Below are 16,514 nucleotides of genomic sequence, written 5' to 3' on the forward strand. Positions count from 1 at the left end.
TGACAGGGCGAAGCGGGCGGGAGAACGCGCAGCTCGCATGCCTGGGACGAAGCGGCGCACTCGGGTATCCTCGCCTGCTTCCAGCATAGCCGCCCGCTCCGCCATGTCCCTGCACCGTCTGCTTCGCCTGCTTCTGTTCATTGCGCTGCCTGCTCTCGCGGTACTAGTCGCGCTGATCTACAGCCTGACCTGGCGTCCACTACCGCACGAAAACGCGCCCGTGGCCTGCAATGGCCAGGTGGCGCAACTGCAACCGGGTCAGGCGCTCAAGGTGATGACCTGGAACGTGCAGTATCTGGCCGGCAAGCGCTATGTATTCTGGTATGACCTGCCCGGCGGTGATGGCCCGGACGAGCGCCCAAGCAGCGAAGACCTGGCGCTGACGCTCAATGAAGTGGTGCGCGTGCTGCGCGCCGAACAACCGGACGTGGTGCTGTTGCAGGAACTGCATGACAACGCCAAGGCCAGCGACCACCAGGACCAGTTGGCCCTGCTCCAGGCACGCCTGGGCGACCTCTATCCATGCAGCAGCCAGGCGTTCTACTGGAAGGCCGGCTTCGTTCCACATCCACGCATTCTCGGCAGCGTCGGCATGAAGCTGGGCACCCTCAGCCGCTTCCAGATCGCCCGCGCCGAACGCCTGCAACTGCCCATGCTGGAGGCAGATCCGCTAAGCCGCCAGTTCCAACTCAAACGCGCGCTGCTGGTCAGCTACCTACCGATTCGCGGCGGCGAAGAACTGGTGGCGATCAACACCCATTTCGATGCCTTCGCCCAGGGTCAGAACACCATGCAACGCCAGGTGCAGATGACCGACGACCTGCTCCAGCAACTGCAAGGTACGGGCAAGACCTGGGTTCTGGGCGGCGACCTCAACCTGCTGCCACCCGGTCAGTTCCAGCGTCTGCCAGAGGGTCAGCGCAGCTGGTACGCCGCCGACAGCGAGCTGCAGGACCTGACCCGCCGCTACCCGATGATCCCCAGCCTGCAACAGGCCAGTGGCGCAGAGCAGGCGCAGTGGTACACGCACTACCCCAACGACCCGGCCGCCCACGGCCCGGATCGTACCCTCGACTACCTGTTCTACAGCCCGCGCCTGACGCCGCTCGCCAGCCAGGTTCGTCAGCACGATACGCTGAGCATTTCCGATCACCTACCGGTGATCGGTCGCTTCTTCCTGCCCAGCCAGGATAGACCGCGCTGGACAAGCCAACCCGGTCTTGTCCATCCTCAGCGGGCACCATGAAAAATGAAAAGACGGCGAAGAGCCGCAACGCCAATGCCAAGACGCTTCTGCCTGATATTCATCGCCCTGTTCTGGCTGCCGGCTACCCACGCTGCCGAGGCCAGGCAACGCATTCATGTGGGTTACTACGAGTTTCCGCCGTACTCCTATACCGACGCTCAGGGCCAGCCGAGCGGATCGGGGCTTGAACTCACCACACGCCTGCTCGATGAGGCGGGTTATGAGGCAGACTTCCGCTCCTACCCCGGCGCCCGCCTCTACGGTGGCCTGCTCGACGGCAGCATCCAGCTCTGGGCTGGCGCATCCGGCAAGCCTGAGCTGGCCGGCCATACTCTGGAGGGCCGACACCTGCTGGGGGAAATCACCCTCAACCTGTACTTTCGCCTCGACACGCCGGCGCCCATCATTCCGGACGAGCTACAGGGCCAAGGGGTGATCCTGATCACTGGCTACAGCTACTGGCAGGACGTCAATCAATGGCTGGAAGATCCGGCGCGCAACATCATCCATCACCGCACCCGCAGCCATACCTCGGCTCTGGAAATGCTCCAGCGGCGGCGCGCCGATTATCTGCTGGACTACCGCGCCCCCGTCGAGCAGGCGATGCGCACGCTGGGCATGGACGAATTACCCTTCGTCGAAGTGCAACGCCTGCCGCTAAGGCTGATCTACTCTCGCCATGCACCAGGTGCCGAGCGCCTGCGCGACGACCTGGACAAGGTCTACCAGCGCTTGCAGGAGTCAGGCGAGAACCTGTGGCTGTACTGACCCTTCAATCGCCGCGCAGCCTGGCCAGCGCTCGCTCCAGACTCGCGTGCGACAGCTCGCCAAGATGGCTGCCAATCTGCCGCCCCTCGGCGTCGTAGAACAGCGTGGTGGGCAGTGCACGCGAGCCCACCAGCTGCCCCAGCTTGACCTGTTCGTCGAGCAGCAAATGGCCCAGGCTAAGTTGCTGCGCAGCGAGGAACTCGCTCACCAGCGCAGCGCTTTCCCCCTGATTGACGAAAAGAAAGGTGATAGCCGCCTCACGCTGCTGCGCCTGCATCAACACCGGCATCTCGCGCCGACACGGCGGGCACCAGGTGGCCCATAGATTGACCACCAATGGCTGACCGGCGTAATCACGCAGGTTCACCGCATTGCCCTGCATGTCCCGTACCTGCAAGTCAGGCAATCGCGTACCCTGCTCCAACGCGTGCAACAGCAGACTGCCGCCGAGCCACAGCGCCAGGCCGACGCCCATCGCCACACCCAACGAACGCCGCAACTGCGTCTGACGCCAGCAGTACCAGACGCCCAGCGCCAACCCGGCGAGCACACCGGGCCAGGCGATGAAACCACCGTCACGGATATCCAACGCCCGCCACGGCGCATCATGGTAGAACTCGGCGTACACCAGAACGAAGGCCAGCCGCGCCACCAACAGCCCGACCAGCAGCGAGCGAAACAGCTGGCGCTCGGGGTTGCAACCGTAACGGCGACCAATCAGCCAGCCAACCAGCGTCGCCACCAGCAGGCTGCCGAACAGCAGCACATGATTAACGCCAAGGGCCAGCGGCCCGATGTTAAGGGTCAGCATTGATCTCTCACTTTCTCGGCTTGGCCCGTGCAGTGGGCTCGGCGATCAGCGGGTCGTCCGGCCAGTAGTGTTTGGGGTACCGCCCCTTCAGATCTTTCTTCACGTCGATGTAGGTATTGGCCCAGAAACTGGCGAGATCCTGGGTCACCTGCACCGGCCTGCGCGCGGGTGATAGCAGGTGCAGCTTGAGGCCGAGGCGGCCACCGGCGATGCGCGGCGTGGCGGCCAGGCCGAACAGCTCCTGCAGGCGCACGGCGAGCACCGGCGGGTTTTCCGTGTAGTCGATGGCAATGCGTGAGCCGGACGGCACGCTCAGCGCGCGCGGCGCCCACTCGTCAAGGCGTTGCGGCAGCGGCCAGGGCAGCAGCGTCTGCAGGATCGACGGCAGATCGAGGCTTGCGAAATGACTGAGGCGGTTGACCTTGCTTAAGAATGGCGTCAACCACTGATCGAGGCTGGCCAGCAGCGCGGCATCCGACAAGTCCGGCCATTCGCTCTGCCCCTGTTGCTGCATGTCCAGTTCACGCAACAGCGCCACGCGCGCCTGCCATTGGCGCAACTCGGGCGTCCAGGGCAACAGCTCCAAACCTTTGCGCCGCACCAGGCCGACCAGAGCCCGGCAGCGCGCGGCCTCGTCCAGCGCTGCCAGCGCCTGGCGTTCCAGCACCAGCTCACCAACCTTGCGCTGGCGCTCGGTACGCAGCGCGCCCTCGCGCTCGTCCCAGTCGAGCATCTCCAGCGTCTGCACCTGCTCGGCCAATTCCCCGGCGAACAGCGCCGGATCGAGATCGGCAGCCAGGTAGATGCGTTCCTCGCGCTGGCCCTGGCGACTGCCCAGGTCCGCAACCACCAGCCATTCGTACTTCATCAGGGCATCGGTTTCACCGAACTGCGCCGCGCGGCCATTGGCAAGGCGGTAGTCGGCGCCACCGGCACGGCGCTGCTGGGCGATGCGATCCGGGTAGGCGAAAGCCAGCAGGCAGCCGAGCCAGCGTGGGTGCTTGGGGTCGCTCACCGCTTGAGTCACCGGACGATTCTTGATCATCCCGTGAAACTGTTTCGCCAGTTGCCGCGCGCGCTGCACGCCACCTTGGGCACTGCGCGCGGCGCGGCTTTCACCAGATAGCAGGGTTAAGCGGCTGTGCAGATCAGCGCCACCACCGCGCAGGATATCGCGCTCGGACAACAACGCTGCCAGGTCGCAAGCCAGCGCACCGAGCCCCAGCGCCTGACCACGCAGCAGCAGATGGGCGATGCGCGGATGGCTCGGCAGCTCGGCCATGGCCTGGCCATGGGCGTTCAGCGCGCCGCGCTCATCCAGCGCACCGAGGCGACCGAGCAAGTCCAGCGCCTGGGCATAGGCCGCCGGTGGTGGCACATCGAGCCAGCTCAGCTCCTGCGGCGCTACGCCCCAACGCAGCAGTTGCAGAGCCAGCCCGGACAGGTCGGCCTGAAGGATTTCCGCGCTGGAATAGGCACTAAGTTGCTCGTGCTGCGCTTGCGACCACAAGCGGTAGCAGGCGCCCGGTTCCAAGCGAGCAGCGCGCCCAGCACGCTGGGTGGCCGAAGCGCGAGAAATACGCTGCGTGTCGAGACGCGTCATGCCGCTGGCCGGGTCGAAGCGCGGCACCCGCGCCAGACCGGCATCGACCACCACGCGTACACCGTCGATGGTCAGGCTGGTCTCGGCGATGTTGGTGGCCAGCACCACCTTGCGTTTGCCGGCCGGCGCCGGCTCGATGGCCGCTCGCTGGGCGGACAGCTCCAGCTCGCCATGTAGCGGGCAGAGCAGGATATCGGCGCGCCCCGCCAACGCCTCGCCGAGTTGCTCGGCCACGCGGCGAATCTCGCCCTGACCCGGCAGGAACACCAGCAGGCTGCCGGGCTCGTCGACCAGCGCCTGCTGCACGGTCTGCACTACACGCGGCTCGATCCATTCCCCTGGCTGAAACGGCGCGCCCCAGCGGATATCCACCGGGAACATACGCCCTTCGCTGCGCAACACTGGCGCATCCCCTAGCAGCGCGGACAGGCGCTCGCCTTCGAGGGTGGCGGACATCAGCAGCACCTTGAGCGGCGCCTCGCCGCTGTCCGCCGCACGGAACATGGCGCGGCCATTGAGCGTCAGGGCCAAGGCCAGGTCGGCATCCAGGCTGCGTTCGTGGAATTCGTCGAAGATCACCAGGCCAACGCCGTCCAGTGCCGGATAATCCTGCAGGCGGCGAGCGAGAATGCCTTCGGTGACCACCTCGATACGCGTATTCGGCCCCACCTTGCTGTCCAGGCGGATGCGGTAGCCGACCGTCTCGCCAACGCGCTCGCCCAGTTCGCTGGCCAGACGTTCGGCCGCAGCGCGCGCCGCCAAGCGACGGGGCTCGAGCATGAGTATCTTCTGCCCGTCCAGCCAGGGCGCCTCGAGCAGCGCCAGCGGCACGCGGGTCGTCTTACCGGCGCCGGGCGGCGCTTCCAGCACGACTTCGTCGCGGGTGCTCAAGGCATCGCGCAGGGCGGGTAACAGGGCGTCGATCGGCAGGTCGTTCATGGTTTCTCCACAACAGACCAGCGATTATAACGGCGAACTGCCAGACACCCCGCGAGTCATAAGCAGCGGACAGCAGTTTTGCAATCAACGCCTTGCTATAGTTGCGCCACTTTTTCTGGAGGTGCTCATGCGCACGAAATCCCGTGTCATCGCCGGCGTCGTCGCCGCTACTCTGCTCGCTCAACTGAGCGCTTGCGGTTCTATCTTCTACCCGGATCGCCGCGGCCAGATCGAGGGCCGGATCGACCCAGTGATCGCCGGGGCCAATGCCATCGGCATCCTGTTCTATGTGATTCCCGGCCTGATCGCCTTTGCCATCGACTTCGCCACCGGCGCCATCTACCTGCCCGAGGGCCAGACCGTTCAGGTCGACCCACAGCAGCTCAAGCAACTGATCGGCGAAGACGGCAAGGTCGACCAGTACGCGCTCAAGACACTGATCGAAACCAGCACTGGGCATCAACTGCCGCTGGACGACCCGCGCCTGATTCAGCACAACGGCAGCGCCGAGCAACTGGCTGCCTACGGCCTGCGCCCGGCTGCCTGACTCATGCACAACCCGCAACACGCCAGGCTGATGCGCCTGGCCACCCGGGCAGCACTGACGGTGGCGCTAACCCTGGTGCTGGCCAAGGCGATTGCCTGGTGGCTGAGCGGCTCGGTCAGTCTGCTGGCGGGCCTCACCGACTCGCTGCTCGACAGCGCGGCCTCGTTGATCAACCTGATCGCCGTGCACTTCGCCCTGCGCCCGGCCGACGAAGACCACCGCTACGGCCACGGCAAGGCCGAAGCACTGGCCGGGCTGGGCCAGGCGCTGTTCATCGGCGTCAGCGCCATCCTCATCGGCCTGCAGGGTGTCGAGCGCCTGCAATCACCACAGCCGCTGGAAGCCGAAGGGGTCGGCGTCGCCGTGATGCTGCTGTCACTGGCACTGACCGTGGCCCTGCTGCTTTTCCAGCACAAGGTGGTGCGTGAAACCGGCTCCACCGCCATCCACGCCGACTCGCTGCACTACCGCTCCGACATCCTGCTCAACAGCAGCATCCTCGTCGCCCTGCTACTGACCCGCTTCGGCTGGCAGCAGATGGACGCGATTTTCGCCATCGGCATCGCCTTCTACATCTTTTGGAGCGCCATCAGCATCGTGCGTGGCGCGATTGCCGTCCTGATGGACGAGGAGCTCCCTGGCGAAACCACCCAGCACATGTACACGCTGGCCACCTCGGTGCCGGGGGTACTCGGTGCGCACGATCTGCGCACACGCATCTCCGGCACGCGCTGGTTCGTCCAGCTGCACCTGGAACTGCCGGGCGAGATGAGCCTGTCGCAGGCCCACGCCCATTGCGTCGAGGTGGAAAAGGCCATCCACGAGCACTATCCACGTGCCGAAGTGCTGGTGCATGCCGACCCGCAGGAAGTGGTCCAGCACTAGTCGCCTCGCCCGAACATTCCCGCTCAGCGCTCAGGCCAAAATTCCAGTCAATAAAAAAGGGGCCTTACGGCCCCCTCGGGAAATCTGTCCGGTGCTGGCGATGTTGTCGCCGCTTTCGTCGCCTGCCTGGTTGGGCAGTGCGGACCCGGGTGCCGGTGCGATCCGGTAGGACCGTCGGCGCCGGCTCACCTGGTTGGGCGAGGCCGGTAGGACTTGTCGTCCGGGCCGTGAAACTGAGATAAAGCTTACGCCTGCGGCACCGAAATAAGATTGCGAAGATTGCTTATCAACTCGACCATTGCGCAATAAATCACTAAAGGAGCACAATTCATCGCAATACAATAACGAGGCGATAAAAAAATGGACAAACTCGACCGTTACGATCTGAATATTCTCGCCGAACTGCAGCGCAACGCCGCTCTGTCCAACCAGGAGCTCGCCGAACGTATCGGCCTGTCGCCCTCACCCTGCTCGCGGCGGGTCAAGCAACTGGAAGACGATGGCTACATCACTGGCCAGGTCGCCCTGCTCGACCGCAAGAAACTCGGCCTGAGCCTGACAGCCTACGTCCTGATCGGCATGGACCGGCACACGCCGGAACGCTTCGAGCATTTCCAGGACGAAATACGCAAATGCCCTGAGGTATTGGAGTGCTGCCTGGTCACCGGGATGGACGCCGACTACCAGCTCAAGGTGGTAGTGCCGGACATGGATCATTACCAGAAGCTGCTACTGGGCACCCTGACTCGAATCGACGGTGTCTCCAGCGTGCGTTCGAGCTTCGTGCTGCAGCAGATTCTTTCCAGCACGCAGTTGCCTTTGCAGCACCTGCGCGACTGAAAGTCGCAGGGTGAAACGGATCATGCCGCGGTCCAAGCCAGGGCGCGTATAATTTTCGCCCTGCGTTTTCCCTGCGAATCACGAGGCCCCATGGAAACCGAACAATTCGAAGCGCTGATGATGTACGTCCTGGTGGGCGGCCTGATGCTGTTCATGTTCTTCATCATCTGGGACCTGGCCAAGAAATCCAAGGCCGGGCGCCTGGGCACTGCCGTGCTGTTCCTGGGCCTGGGCCTGTGCCTGTTCGCCTTCCTGGCCAAGCCGATCATCACCTACATCATCGAGACCGCGCGCGGCATTCACGGTTGAGCGGTATCGCCGAGCCCGTACGATACGTCTGATCGTCTCCAGGCCGCCGCTTCGATGCGGCCAGCTGCCCACTTAAGGAGCCACACATGAGCGCCGCCAATCTGGTGATGCAGAGCTATGGACGCTGCTGCGCCAGCCTCACCTTTTTCGATGATTTTTACCGGCACTTCCTCGCCAGCTCACCGCTGATCCGCGAGAAATTCACCGATACCGATATGCCTGCACAAAAGCAGCTGCTTCGCCAGGGCATCATGAACCTGGTGATGCACGCCCGTGGCATGCCCGATACCAAGCTGCGTGCCCTCGGCGAATCGCACTCGCGCCAGCGTCTGGACATCCGCCCCGAACTCTACGACCTGTGGCTCGACGCGCTGCTGCTGACCATCAGCGAGCACGACAAGGAATGCGACGCGGATGTGCGCCAGGCCTGGCGTGAAGTGCTGAACAAAGGTATCGCCGTGATCAAGGCCGGTTATTGATTCAGGTCATGTTCGCCAAGGCCGCCCCTGCGACAAAACGCCTGATCTCAATCCAGCCTGGCCGCTAACTCACGCCACTGCCCCGGCTGCAGGCCATCGAGCCGCCAGGGACCGATGGCCACGCGCACCAGGCGCAGGGTGGGCAGGCCAACCGCAGCGGTCATGCGCCGCACCTGACGATTGCGCCCCTCGCGAATCACCAGTTCCAGCCAGCTGGTCGGCACGCTCTTGCGAAAACGTACCGGCGGGTTGCGCTCCCATAGCTCGGGCTCGTCCAGGCGCCGTGCCTCGGCCGGCAGAGTCGGGCCGTCGTTGAGCATCACGCCAGTGCGTAACTGCTGCAGTTGCTCCTCACTCGGCTCGCCCTCCACCTGCACCCAGTAGGTCTTCGCCAGCTTGTGCTTGGGGTCGGCGATACGCGCCTGCAGGCGTCCGTCGTTGGTCAACAACAGCAGGCCTTCACTGTCGCGATCCAGACGACCGGCCGGGTAGACACCGGGCACATCGACAAAATCCTTGAGCGTGGCGCGGCCTTGGTCGTCATTGAACTGAGTGAGCACGTCGAACGGCTTGTTCAGGATCAACAGGCGCGGCTGCGCGGGTGGCGCATTGGCCACTCGGCGTGGCGCGGCAGGACGGCGATTGGCAGGAGGACGAGGGCGTGACATGCAACAGGCTTCGATAAAAATGAGCCAAGCAGTGTAACCCACGATCAGCGGCACTGATGGTGCTTCCCAGTTGCGCAGCGGCAGCTAAGCTGCTGACTCAACCTCTGCAATCGGGAGCCTCCCATGAGCAACAGTGCCGAACTCGCTACCTTCACCGGCTGGGCCGCCACGGCCCCCAAGGCGCCACTGGAGCGCCTGAGCTACGACCCCGGCCCGCTCGGCGCCGAAGAGGTGGAAGTAGCGGTGGAATACTGCGGCATCTGCCATTCCGACCAGTCGATGATCGACAACGAATGGGGCAATGCGCGCTATCCCTTCATTCCCGGCCATGAAGTGGTCGGCACCATCGTTCGTCTCGGCGAGCAGGCGCGCGGGCTAAAGCTGGGCCAGAGGGTCGGCATCGGCTGGTACAAGGGCAGTTGCATGCATTGCGGCTCGTGCATGGAAGGCGCGCACCAGCTGTGCCGCTCGGTAAAGCCGACCATCGTCGGCAGCCACGGTGGTTTCGCCGACCGCCTGCGCTCGCACTGGGCCTGGGCTGTGCCGCTGCCCGACGGCCTCGACCCGGCGCTGGTCGGCCCGCTGTTCTGCGCCGGCTCCACGGTGTTCAGCCCGCTGCTGGAATTCGACATCAAGCCCACCGACCGCGTCGGCGTGGTCGGCATCGGTGGCCTCGGCCATCTGGCGCTACGCTTTCTCAACGCCTGGGGCTGCGAGGTGACGGCCTTCACCTCGTCGCTGAACAAGCAGGACGAAGCCAAGCGCCTGGGCGCGCACAAGGTGGTGGCCTCCACCGACAGCGCGGCGATGAAGGCGATTGCCGGCACCCTGGATTTCCTTCTGGTCACGGCCAGCGCCGACCTCGACTGGACTGCCCTGCTCGGCACCTTGCGCGGCAAGGGGCGCTTGCACTTCGTCGGCATCGTGCCCAGCGCCATTCCTGTGCACGTGTTCAACCTGATTCCGCAGCAGAAGAGCCTGTCCGGCTCGCCGGTGGGCTCGCCAAAAACCATGGCGACCATGCTCGAGTTCTGCGCGCGGCACCAGATTCTGCCGCAGGTCGAGCAATTTCCCATGAGCCAGGTGAACGCGGCTATCGAGCATCTGCGCAGCGGCAAGGCGCGTTATCGCGTGGTGCTTGACGCGAGCAAATGACAGCATGGGCGCGGAGCTGGCATGCTCTGCGCCCTGTTTCACTCAGGATACCCGCCATCATGCCGCTGATTCTCGACACACCCACCGATGCCGAACTGCCCACTCTGGTGGAAATCTGGGAGGCTGCCGTGCGCGCCACCCACCACTTCCTGCCCGAAAGCGACCTGCAGGTGATCAAGCCGTTGCTCCGCGAGCAGTATTTCCCGGCCGTGCAATTGACCTGCGCACGCGATGAGTCGGGGCGAGTACTGGGCTTTCTCGGCACCAGCGAAGGCATGGTGGAAATGCTCTTCGTCGATCCGGCCTGCCACGGCCAGGGCGTGGGCAAGCGGTTGATGCTTCACGCGATCGACGAGTTGGGCTCCACCCGCGTCGACGTCAATGAGCAAAACCCGCAGGCCGTCGGCTTCTATCAGCACCTGGGGTTCGTCGTGACCGATCGCTCGCGACTGGACGGTGCCGGCCGCCCCTTCCCGATCCTGCATATGAAACTCGCAACCCCGTAGGGCGGGCTCAGGAGCGAAGCGAACAGCCCGCCGGGCCATGCAAAGGCGCACACCAAGCCCACCAGGAAACGTCCCCCGCCATAGAGTCCACACAACGGCGTACTGCTTCGCGACTACGCCGGCTACCCCAGCGGCCAAGCCGCAACTATCCCCTCCAACGCCCGTTTGAGTTCGACCCTACTGGCTGCCGCCGCGAGGCTGATGCGCACCGCATGCCCCGGATTGGCCTCCACCGCGAACACTTCTGCCGGCACCACCTCCACACCATTCTGCCGACACGCCTCAGCCAAACCAGCCGGCGGCGCACCATCGAGCCACAGATGCGGTGCCACCGCTCTGCCCTGCGGCATGCGCGGCCCGAGCACGCGCGCAGCCAGGCGCCAACGCTGCTGCAGTTCGTCGATCTGCCAGGCCAGGCGCTGTTCGGCGATGCCGCTTTCGATCCATTCACAGCCCAGCGCCAGACTCAGCGGCGTGACCGCCCAACGGGTTGCCTGGGCTTCGGGGTCGATACGTTCGAGCAGCTCCGGCGCGCCGGCGATAAAGCCCAGGCGCAAGCCGGGCGCGACGCTCTTGGACAGGCTGCTGATCAACAGGCAACGCTCGGGAAGCTGAACCGCCAGCGGCGCCTCACTGCCGAGCACGCCGTAGACATCGTCCTCGATGATCCACAAGCCACGGCGCCGCGCCACCTCGGCGATGGCCGCGCGGCGCCCGGCGTCCAGGCTGGCGCCAGTGGGGTTCTGCAAACAGGGCGTCAGCACCGCCACACGGGCGCCAGTGGCACGCGCCTGGCGGTCGAGCTCATCAGGCAGAATGCCGCGTGTATCCATCGCCACGCCGTGCAGTGGCAGACGCAACTGGCGTGCAGCGGCCTTGATTCCAGGCGCGGTATAGCGCTCCACCAGGATCGGCTCGCCCGCCTCGCACAACGCCAGCAGCGCCGCCGAAACACCCTGCTGGGCACCGGCGCAGAGCAGCAGGCCACCCGGCGCCAGCGCCAGGCCACGGCGACGCAGCCAAGTCGCCCCCGCCAGGTGGGCGCGCTCGACCAAGGCTGCCGACGGGTAGGCCTGCAACGCGTCCAGCTCGCCACGTGCAGCCAGTGCGGCAAGACTGGTGGAGAGATCGTGGTTGTCCGGGTCATGCACCGGCACGTTGGTCGACAGATCGATCAGGTCGCCCTGCATGGCTGGTTGCTTGAGCCGGAACAGGCTCGCTTCGCGGCTGCCAGCCAGCACGTAGGTGCCACGGCCAACCTCGCCGGAAACCAGATGCCGCCGGGCCGCCTCGCGGTAGGCGAGCATCACCGTGCTCGGGTTGATGCCCAGCGTCCAGGCCAGTCGGCGCTGCGGCGGCAGGCGTTCGCCAGGCTTGAGCTCGCCACGACCGATGGCCGCAGCAATGGCCTCGACCAATGCCAGGTAAGTCGGTAGAGAGCTGTCTTGAAGATCAGGAAGCCACATTGCTTGCCATGCAATATAAAGATTTACCCATACAATGCGCCGCACTAGCATCCAGGTCAACGCCACCCGGAGCATCCGTCATGTTCGACCTCGCCCAACTGCGCCAGAGCGCGCAACTGGTTCACCGCCATATGGCACCTACGCCGCAATTGAGCTGGCCATTGTTGGCGCAGCGCACCGGCTGCGAGGTCTGGGTCAAGCACGAGAACCACGCCCCGACGGCCGCCTTCAAGGTACGCGGCGGGCTGGTCTATATCGACGCCCTGCTGCGCCGCGAGCCGCAGGTGCGCGGGCTGGTCACCGCCACCCGTGGTAACCATGGCCAGAGCCTGGCGCTGGCCGCGCGAGCGGCAGGCCTGACCATTCGCATCCTGGTGCCGCATGGCAACGCCCGCGAGAAGAACGCCGCGATGCGCGCCCTCGGTGCCGAAGTGATCGAACATGGCCGCGACTTCGACGAGGCCCGAGCCGAGGCCGCGCGCATCGCCGAACGCGACGGCCTGCATTGGGTGCCGTCATTGCATGAGGATCTGGTGCGCGGCGTAGCCACCTACGCCCTGGAACTGTTGGAGGCGGTGCCGAATCTACGCCGGGTCTATGTGCCCATCGGCCTCGGTTCGGGCATCTGCGGGATGATCCGCACCCGCGACCTGCTCGGCCTCAATACCGAGATCATCGGCGTGGTCGCCAGCGGCGCAGACGCTTATGCACGCAGCTTCGAGCAGGGCCGTCTGGTGCAGACCGAACGCGCCGATACGCTGGCCGACGGCATGGCCTGCCGCCAGCCGCAGCAATTGGCGCTGGACATGATTCGCGCCGGTGCCGCGCGCATCGTTCGGGTCGACGACGAGGAGATCCGCGCCGCCATCCGCGCCTACCACGAGGACACTCACAATCTCGCCGAGGGCGCCGGCGCAGCGGCGTTGGCTGCGCTGATGCAGGAGCGCGAGCTCAATGCCGGCCAGCGCGTAGCCGTGGTACTCAGCGGCGCCAATATTGACCGTGCCGCCCTGGCCGAGCTGCTGCGCGACGAGGCGCCGGTCGCGGCCTAAACTCAGACCGTTGCAAGCGGCTCGGAAGGCAAACCTCTGGGCGTCTGCCGTAGCCAGCGAGAAACGCCCCACTCCGCCGCGATCAGTGCCAGCAGAAGGGCAAGCTGAATCAACAAGGCGATATAGAGCGGTTTGAAGACGTGACCGATCTGCTGCTTGAGCAGCCCCAGCAGAAACTCGGCGCGAAACAGCTGCTCGATACGGGCATCCAGCACCTGATTCAACACCTTCTCGTTAAGCCCGCTGTAGCGGGCGGTTTTCTCGACCGCCATCTCGCCAATCGCCTTGCCTAGCAGGCTGGCACGCAGGCGGTCGAGCAGGTCGAAGGCGATACGCTCTGCCATCGATGCCTCGGTACGTTCGGCCGCTTCCAGCAAGCGCTCGTTGCGGACGTACTCCAACGCCAACTGATTGAGCAGCGTCTGCACGCTGACCTCGCGGACCGCCAACGACCCTTGCGCCTCCTGCGCCTCGACATAGGCCTGGAAATCACTCCAGATATCGTCGGCCAACTCCTGCACCAAAGGCGCGTAACTATCGAGATGGCGATTGATCTGCTGCTGGCTGCCATACAACAGCCCACCCTGGAAACCGAGGAAACCTCCGGCCAGCGGCAACAGCAGAAAGTAGAGTTTGAGCAGCCAGTGGTGCCAGCGGTTGTTGCGTGCCAGCCAACCCAATCGCTGCAGCTTGAGCGCCAGCAACAGACCGGCAACCGCACCAAGCATCAGGGCCAGGCCGGTGTAGAGGAAAAGACTGAAAAAGCTGAAGGGTTCCCACAGCGCCGTGAGCAGTAGACGTGCCTGTTCCATGCGTATTGTCTCGTTCGTCCATGACGAGGACGAGTCTAAACCAGAGCAAGGATCAGTGCCGCCAGAGCGTGACCGGACTGTGCGTCAGGCCACGCCCTGCTTAATCAGCGGAACGGCGGCTCGTCGAAGCTGCGCAACTTGCGCGAATGCAGCGAGTTGAGCTGGCTGCGCATCAGCTCCAGCGCGGCGATGCCGATATGCAGGTGCTGGGTCACCGCGCGCTCGTAGAAGGCACCAGCCGCACCGGGCAGCTTGATCTCGCTGTGCAATGGTTTGTCCGATACGCACAGCAGCGTGCCGTAGGGCACCCGTAGGCGATAGCCTTGCGCGGCGATGGTGCCGCTCTCCATGTCCACCGCCACCGCGCGCGACAGGTTGATCAGCGGGCGCTCCTGAGCCCAGCGCAGTTCCCAGTTACGGTCGTCGTAGGTCAGTACGGTGCCGGTGCGCAGGCGCTTCTTCAGTTCGTCGCCCTCTTCGCCAGTGACCAGCTTGGCGGCTTCCTGCAGCGCCTGCTGTACTTCGGCCAGCGCCGGCAGAGGAATGTTCGGCGGCAGCACGCGGTCGAGAATGCCGTCGCGGCGCATGTAGGCGTGGGCCAGCACGTAGTCGCCAATGGTCTGCGACTGACGCAGGCCGCCGCAGTGGCCGATCATCAGCCAGCAGTGCGGACGCAGCACGGCGAGGTGGTCGGTGATGTTCTTGGCATTCGACGGGCCGACGCCGATATTGACCAGGGTAATACCGTGGCCGTCCTCGGCCTGCAGGTGGTAGGCCGGCATCTGGTAACGGTGCCAGACCACGTTCTCGATGATCGCCTGCATCTCGCCTTCGGCCATGCCACGTTCGACCACCACATTGCCCGGCAGCACCATGCGGGTGAAGCGCGAGTTGCCCACCAGCATGTCCAGCCCATGGCGGATGAACTGGTCGACGTAGCGGTGGTAGTTGGTCAGCAGGATCCATGGCTGCACATGGCGCCAGTCACTGCCGGTGTAGTGCTGGATGCGCTTGAGCGAGAAGTCCGTGCGTGCCGCATCGAACAGCGCCAGCGGCAGCGGATCGATGTTCTCCCAGTCGTAGAGGCCATCGGCGGTGCCGTCGGTAGCAGCGGACAGGTCGGTACTGGGAAATACCCGCGCCAGCTCGGCGGCGGTCACACCGCTGCCGGCCAGCTCGTCACCACCTTCAACCACGTACGGGTAGGGAATGTTCTGCTGGCTGCGGCCGACTTCCACACGCAGGGTGAAGTCGTTCATCAGCGGGCGCAGCTGTTCCAGCAGGTATTTGCGGAAGGCTGCCGGCTGGGTCACGGTGATGGCGTAGGTGCCCGGCACCTGCACCTTGGCATAGGCACGCACGGTGGTCGGCACCTCGCCCTGGCACAGGTAGGTCAGGCGCAGTTCGGGATAGCGGAACAGGCAGTGCTCGCTGGCATCCGGGCGGATGCGCTCCTTGAGGTAGCGCTTGAGCGCGTGGCTCAGGGCGCCGGTGGCTTCCTGGTGCAAAGCGGCAAGGCAGTCGACCGCCTCTTCGGGAGTGTGGGCAATGATGAAATCATCTGAGCAGGCTTTCACGGCGCATCTTCCTGACTGAACGTACGCGCCTATCTTGCCTGCATACGATGACGAAAACATAGCGCGCGACGCCCGGCCCGCCGCTAGGCTTATGGCAATCAGCCAGCCAGAGTGCCACCCCATGCTCCGCATCATCACGCCATTGCTACTTGCCCTGTTCTGTTTCGCCGCTCGAGCGGGCGAACTGGACGGCCACTACCGCGCCGTGCTCGACGGCCAGCCGAGCGAGCTGATCCTGCGCCAGAACGGTACGGCAGTGGAAGGCGAGTACGTGGAAGGCAAACAGCTGCGCCTGGCCGTCAAGGGCCAGTATGACGGCAAGCTGCTGCGCGCCGAGATCAGCGACCCGCAATCGGGCCTGCTGCTGGCGAACATGAACGCCAACTACGCCAACGCCATGCTCAACGCCAGCATCGCCGCGCGTAATCCAAGAAACGGCGAAGTACTGGAGCGTCAGGCATTGTTCCAGCGCGAGGCGGCAGTGGCGAAGCCGTCCACGTCAGGCGCTCAGGACCCGAAGCTGGTCGGCATCTGGGTGCACGAAAAGATCATCAACAGTAACGGCGCCGACTTCGCCTCGTTCAACACACTGATGACCCTGCAGTTGAATGCCGACGGCAGCGTCACTCAGTGGAGTCGCTCCGTTGGCGGCGGCAGCGACTGGAACTACGACAGCCCCGGCGAGGTGCAGTACAGCGGCCACTGGGTCAGCCAGGGCAACATGCTGATGGTGCGCCTGGCTGGCGCTGCCGATTATCAGCCTGCTGCCTACTACCGTTTCAGCGACCAGTACCTGGTCACCGAGAGCAATACCGGCAAGTTGATCTGGCAACGCCGCCGCTGAGTGCGCC

17 protein-coding genes are annotated in these 16,514 nt (G+C 64.8%); 11 read left to right on the forward strand and 6 right to left on the reverse strand.

Translation table 11 applies throughout. The features are described 5' to 3' along the window. Positions 1-103: 103 nt before the first annotated feature. Positions 104-1,246 carry an endonuclease/exonuclease/phosphatase family protein gene (locus tag EL191_RS19450; protein ID WP_041980626.1) on the forward strand — a complete coding sequence of 381 codons (1,143 nt, stop codon included), beginning with the start codon at positions 104-106 and terminating at the stop codon, positions 1,244-1,246. 33 nt (positions 1,247-1,279) lie between these two features. Then, positions 1,280-2,014, forward strand: a complete 735-nt coding sequence (locus EL191_RS19455) for a substrate-binding periplasmic protein (protein WP_017363601.1) — start codon at positions 1,280-1,282, stop codon at positions 2,012-2,014. 4 nt (positions 2,015-2,018) lie between these two features. Here EL191_RS19455 and EL191_RS19460 read toward each other — a convergent pair whose 3' ends face one another. Both EL191_RS19460 and hrpB read right to left on the reverse strand, forming a co-directional pair. After that, positions 2,019-2,825 carry a TlpA disulfide reductase family protein gene (locus EL191_RS19460; RefSeq protein ID WP_041980624.1) on the reverse strand — a complete coding sequence of 269 codons (807 nt, stop codon included), beginning with the start codon at positions 2,823-2,825 and terminating at the stop codon, positions 2,019-2,021. 7 nt (positions 2,826-2,832) lie between these two features. Further along, a complete protein-coding gene (gene hrpB / locus EL191_RS19465) occupies positions 2,833-5,367 on the reverse strand; it encodes an ATP-dependent helicase HrpB (RefSeq protein ID WP_041980622.1) in 2,535 nt (844 codons plus the stop codon). 127 nt (positions 5,368-5,494) lie between these two features. On the opposite strand from hrpB, the gene EL191_RS19470 reads away from it, so the two are divergent. The 5 genes from EL191_RS19470 (at position 5,495) to EL191_RS19490 (ending at position 8,427) form a co-directional block, all read left to right on the forward strand. Continuing rightward, complete coding sequence (locus tag EL191_RS19470; RefSeq protein WP_041980621.1) at positions 5,495-5,914, forward strand: hypothetical protein; 420 nt, start codon at positions 5,495-5,497, stop codon at positions 5,912-5,914. A gap of 3 nt (positions 5,915-5,917) precedes the next feature. Then, positions 5,918-6,799 carry a cation diffusion facilitator family transporter gene (locus EL191_RS19475; RefSeq protein WP_013717134.1) on the forward strand — a complete coding sequence of 294 codons (882 nt, stop codon included), beginning with the start codon at positions 5,918-5,920 and terminating at the stop codon, positions 6,797-6,799. 360 nt (positions 6,800-7,159) lie between these two features. Continuing rightward, positions 7,160-7,639, forward strand: coding sequence for an Lrp/AsnC family transcriptional regulator (locus EL191_RS19480; protein WP_004424680.1), 480 nt, complete (start codon positions 7,160-7,162; stop codon positions 7,637-7,639). A 90-nt stretch (positions 7,640-7,729) separates the two neighbouring features. Continuing rightward, on the forward strand, positions 7,730-7,948 hold the full coding sequence (locus EL191_RS19485; protein WP_013717135.1) for a DUF2788 domain-containing protein: 219 nt from the start codon (positions 7,730-7,732) through the stop codon (positions 7,946-7,948). 86 nt (positions 7,949-8,034) lie between these two features. Continuing rightward, a complete protein-coding gene (locus tag EL191_RS19490; RefSeq protein WP_013717136.1) occupies positions 8,035-8,427 on the forward strand; it encodes a globin in 393 nt (130 codons plus the stop codon). A gap of 47 nt (positions 8,428-8,474) precedes the next feature. On the opposite strand, the gene EL191_RS19495 is transcribed toward EL191_RS19490, so the two are convergent. Next, positions 8,475-9,095: a pseudouridine synthase gene (locus EL191_RS19495; protein ID WP_041980754.1), complete on the reverse strand. Its 621-nt coding sequence runs from the start codon at positions 9,093-9,095 to the stop codon at positions 8,475-8,477. A gap of 123 nt (positions 9,096-9,218) precedes the next feature. On the opposite strand from EL191_RS19495, the gene ahr reads away from it, so the two are divergent. After that, complete coding sequence (ahr, locus tag EL191_RS19500) at positions 9,219-10,250, forward strand: NADPH-dependent aldehyde reductase Ahr (RefSeq protein ID WP_041980620.1); 1,032 nt, start codon at positions 9,219-9,221, stop codon at positions 10,248-10,250. 59 nt (positions 10,251-10,309) lie between these two features. Then, positions 10,310-10,756 (forward strand): acetyltransferase, encoded by a 447-nt coding sequence (locus tag EL191_RS19505; protein WP_013717139.1) that lies wholly within the window; start codon positions 10,310-10,312, stop codon positions 10,754-10,756. A 122-nt stretch (positions 10,757-10,878) separates the two neighbouring features. On the opposite strand, the gene EL191_RS19510 is transcribed toward EL191_RS19505, so the two are convergent. Beyond that, positions 10,879-12,222 carry an aminotransferase-like domain-containing protein gene (locus tag EL191_RS19510; protein WP_041980619.1) on the reverse strand — a complete coding sequence of 448 codons (1,344 nt, stop codon included), beginning with the start codon at positions 12,220-12,222 and terminating at the stop codon, positions 10,879-10,881. 80 nt (positions 12,223-12,302) lie between these two features. Here EL191_RS19510 and EL191_RS19515 point away from each other — a divergent pair, with 80 nt between their 5' ends. Further along, entirely contained in the window at positions 12,303-13,274 is a 972-nt protein-coding gene (locus EL191_RS19515) for a threonine dehydratase (RefSeq protein ID WP_041980617.1), read from the forward strand. A gap of 2 nt (positions 13,275-13,276) precedes the next feature. Here the strand turns inward: EL191_RS19515 and EL191_RS19520 are convergent, their stop codons facing one another. Both EL191_RS19520 and amn read right to left on the reverse strand, forming a co-directional pair. Further along, the gene (locus EL191_RS19520) at positions 13,277-14,086 is read right to left on the reverse strand and encodes a hypothetical protein (RefSeq protein ID WP_041980615.1); all 810 of its coding nucleotides are present in this window, start codon (positions 14,084-14,086) and stop codon (positions 13,277-13,279) included. Positions 14,087-14,190: 104 nt separating this feature from the next. After that, positions 14,191-15,663, reverse strand: coding sequence for an AMP nucleosidase (gene amn, locus EL191_RS19525; RefSeq protein WP_041980614.1), 1,473 nt, complete (start codon positions 15,661-15,663; stop codon positions 14,191-14,193). Positions 15,664-15,784: 121 nt separating this feature from the next. Here amn and EL191_RS19530 point away from each other — a divergent pair, with 121 nt between their 5' ends. Next, entirely contained in the window at positions 15,785-16,507 is a 723-nt protein-coding gene (locus EL191_RS19530) for a hypothetical protein (RefSeq protein WP_041980612.1), read from the forward strand. Positions 16,508-16,514: the final 7 nt, after the last annotated feature.

It is taken from the genome of Pseudomonas mendocina (assembly GCF_900636545.1).
Taxonomy (GTDB): Bacteria; Pseudomonadota; Gammaproteobacteria; order Pseudomonadales; family Pseudomonadaceae; genus Aquipseudomonas; species Aquipseudomonas mendocina.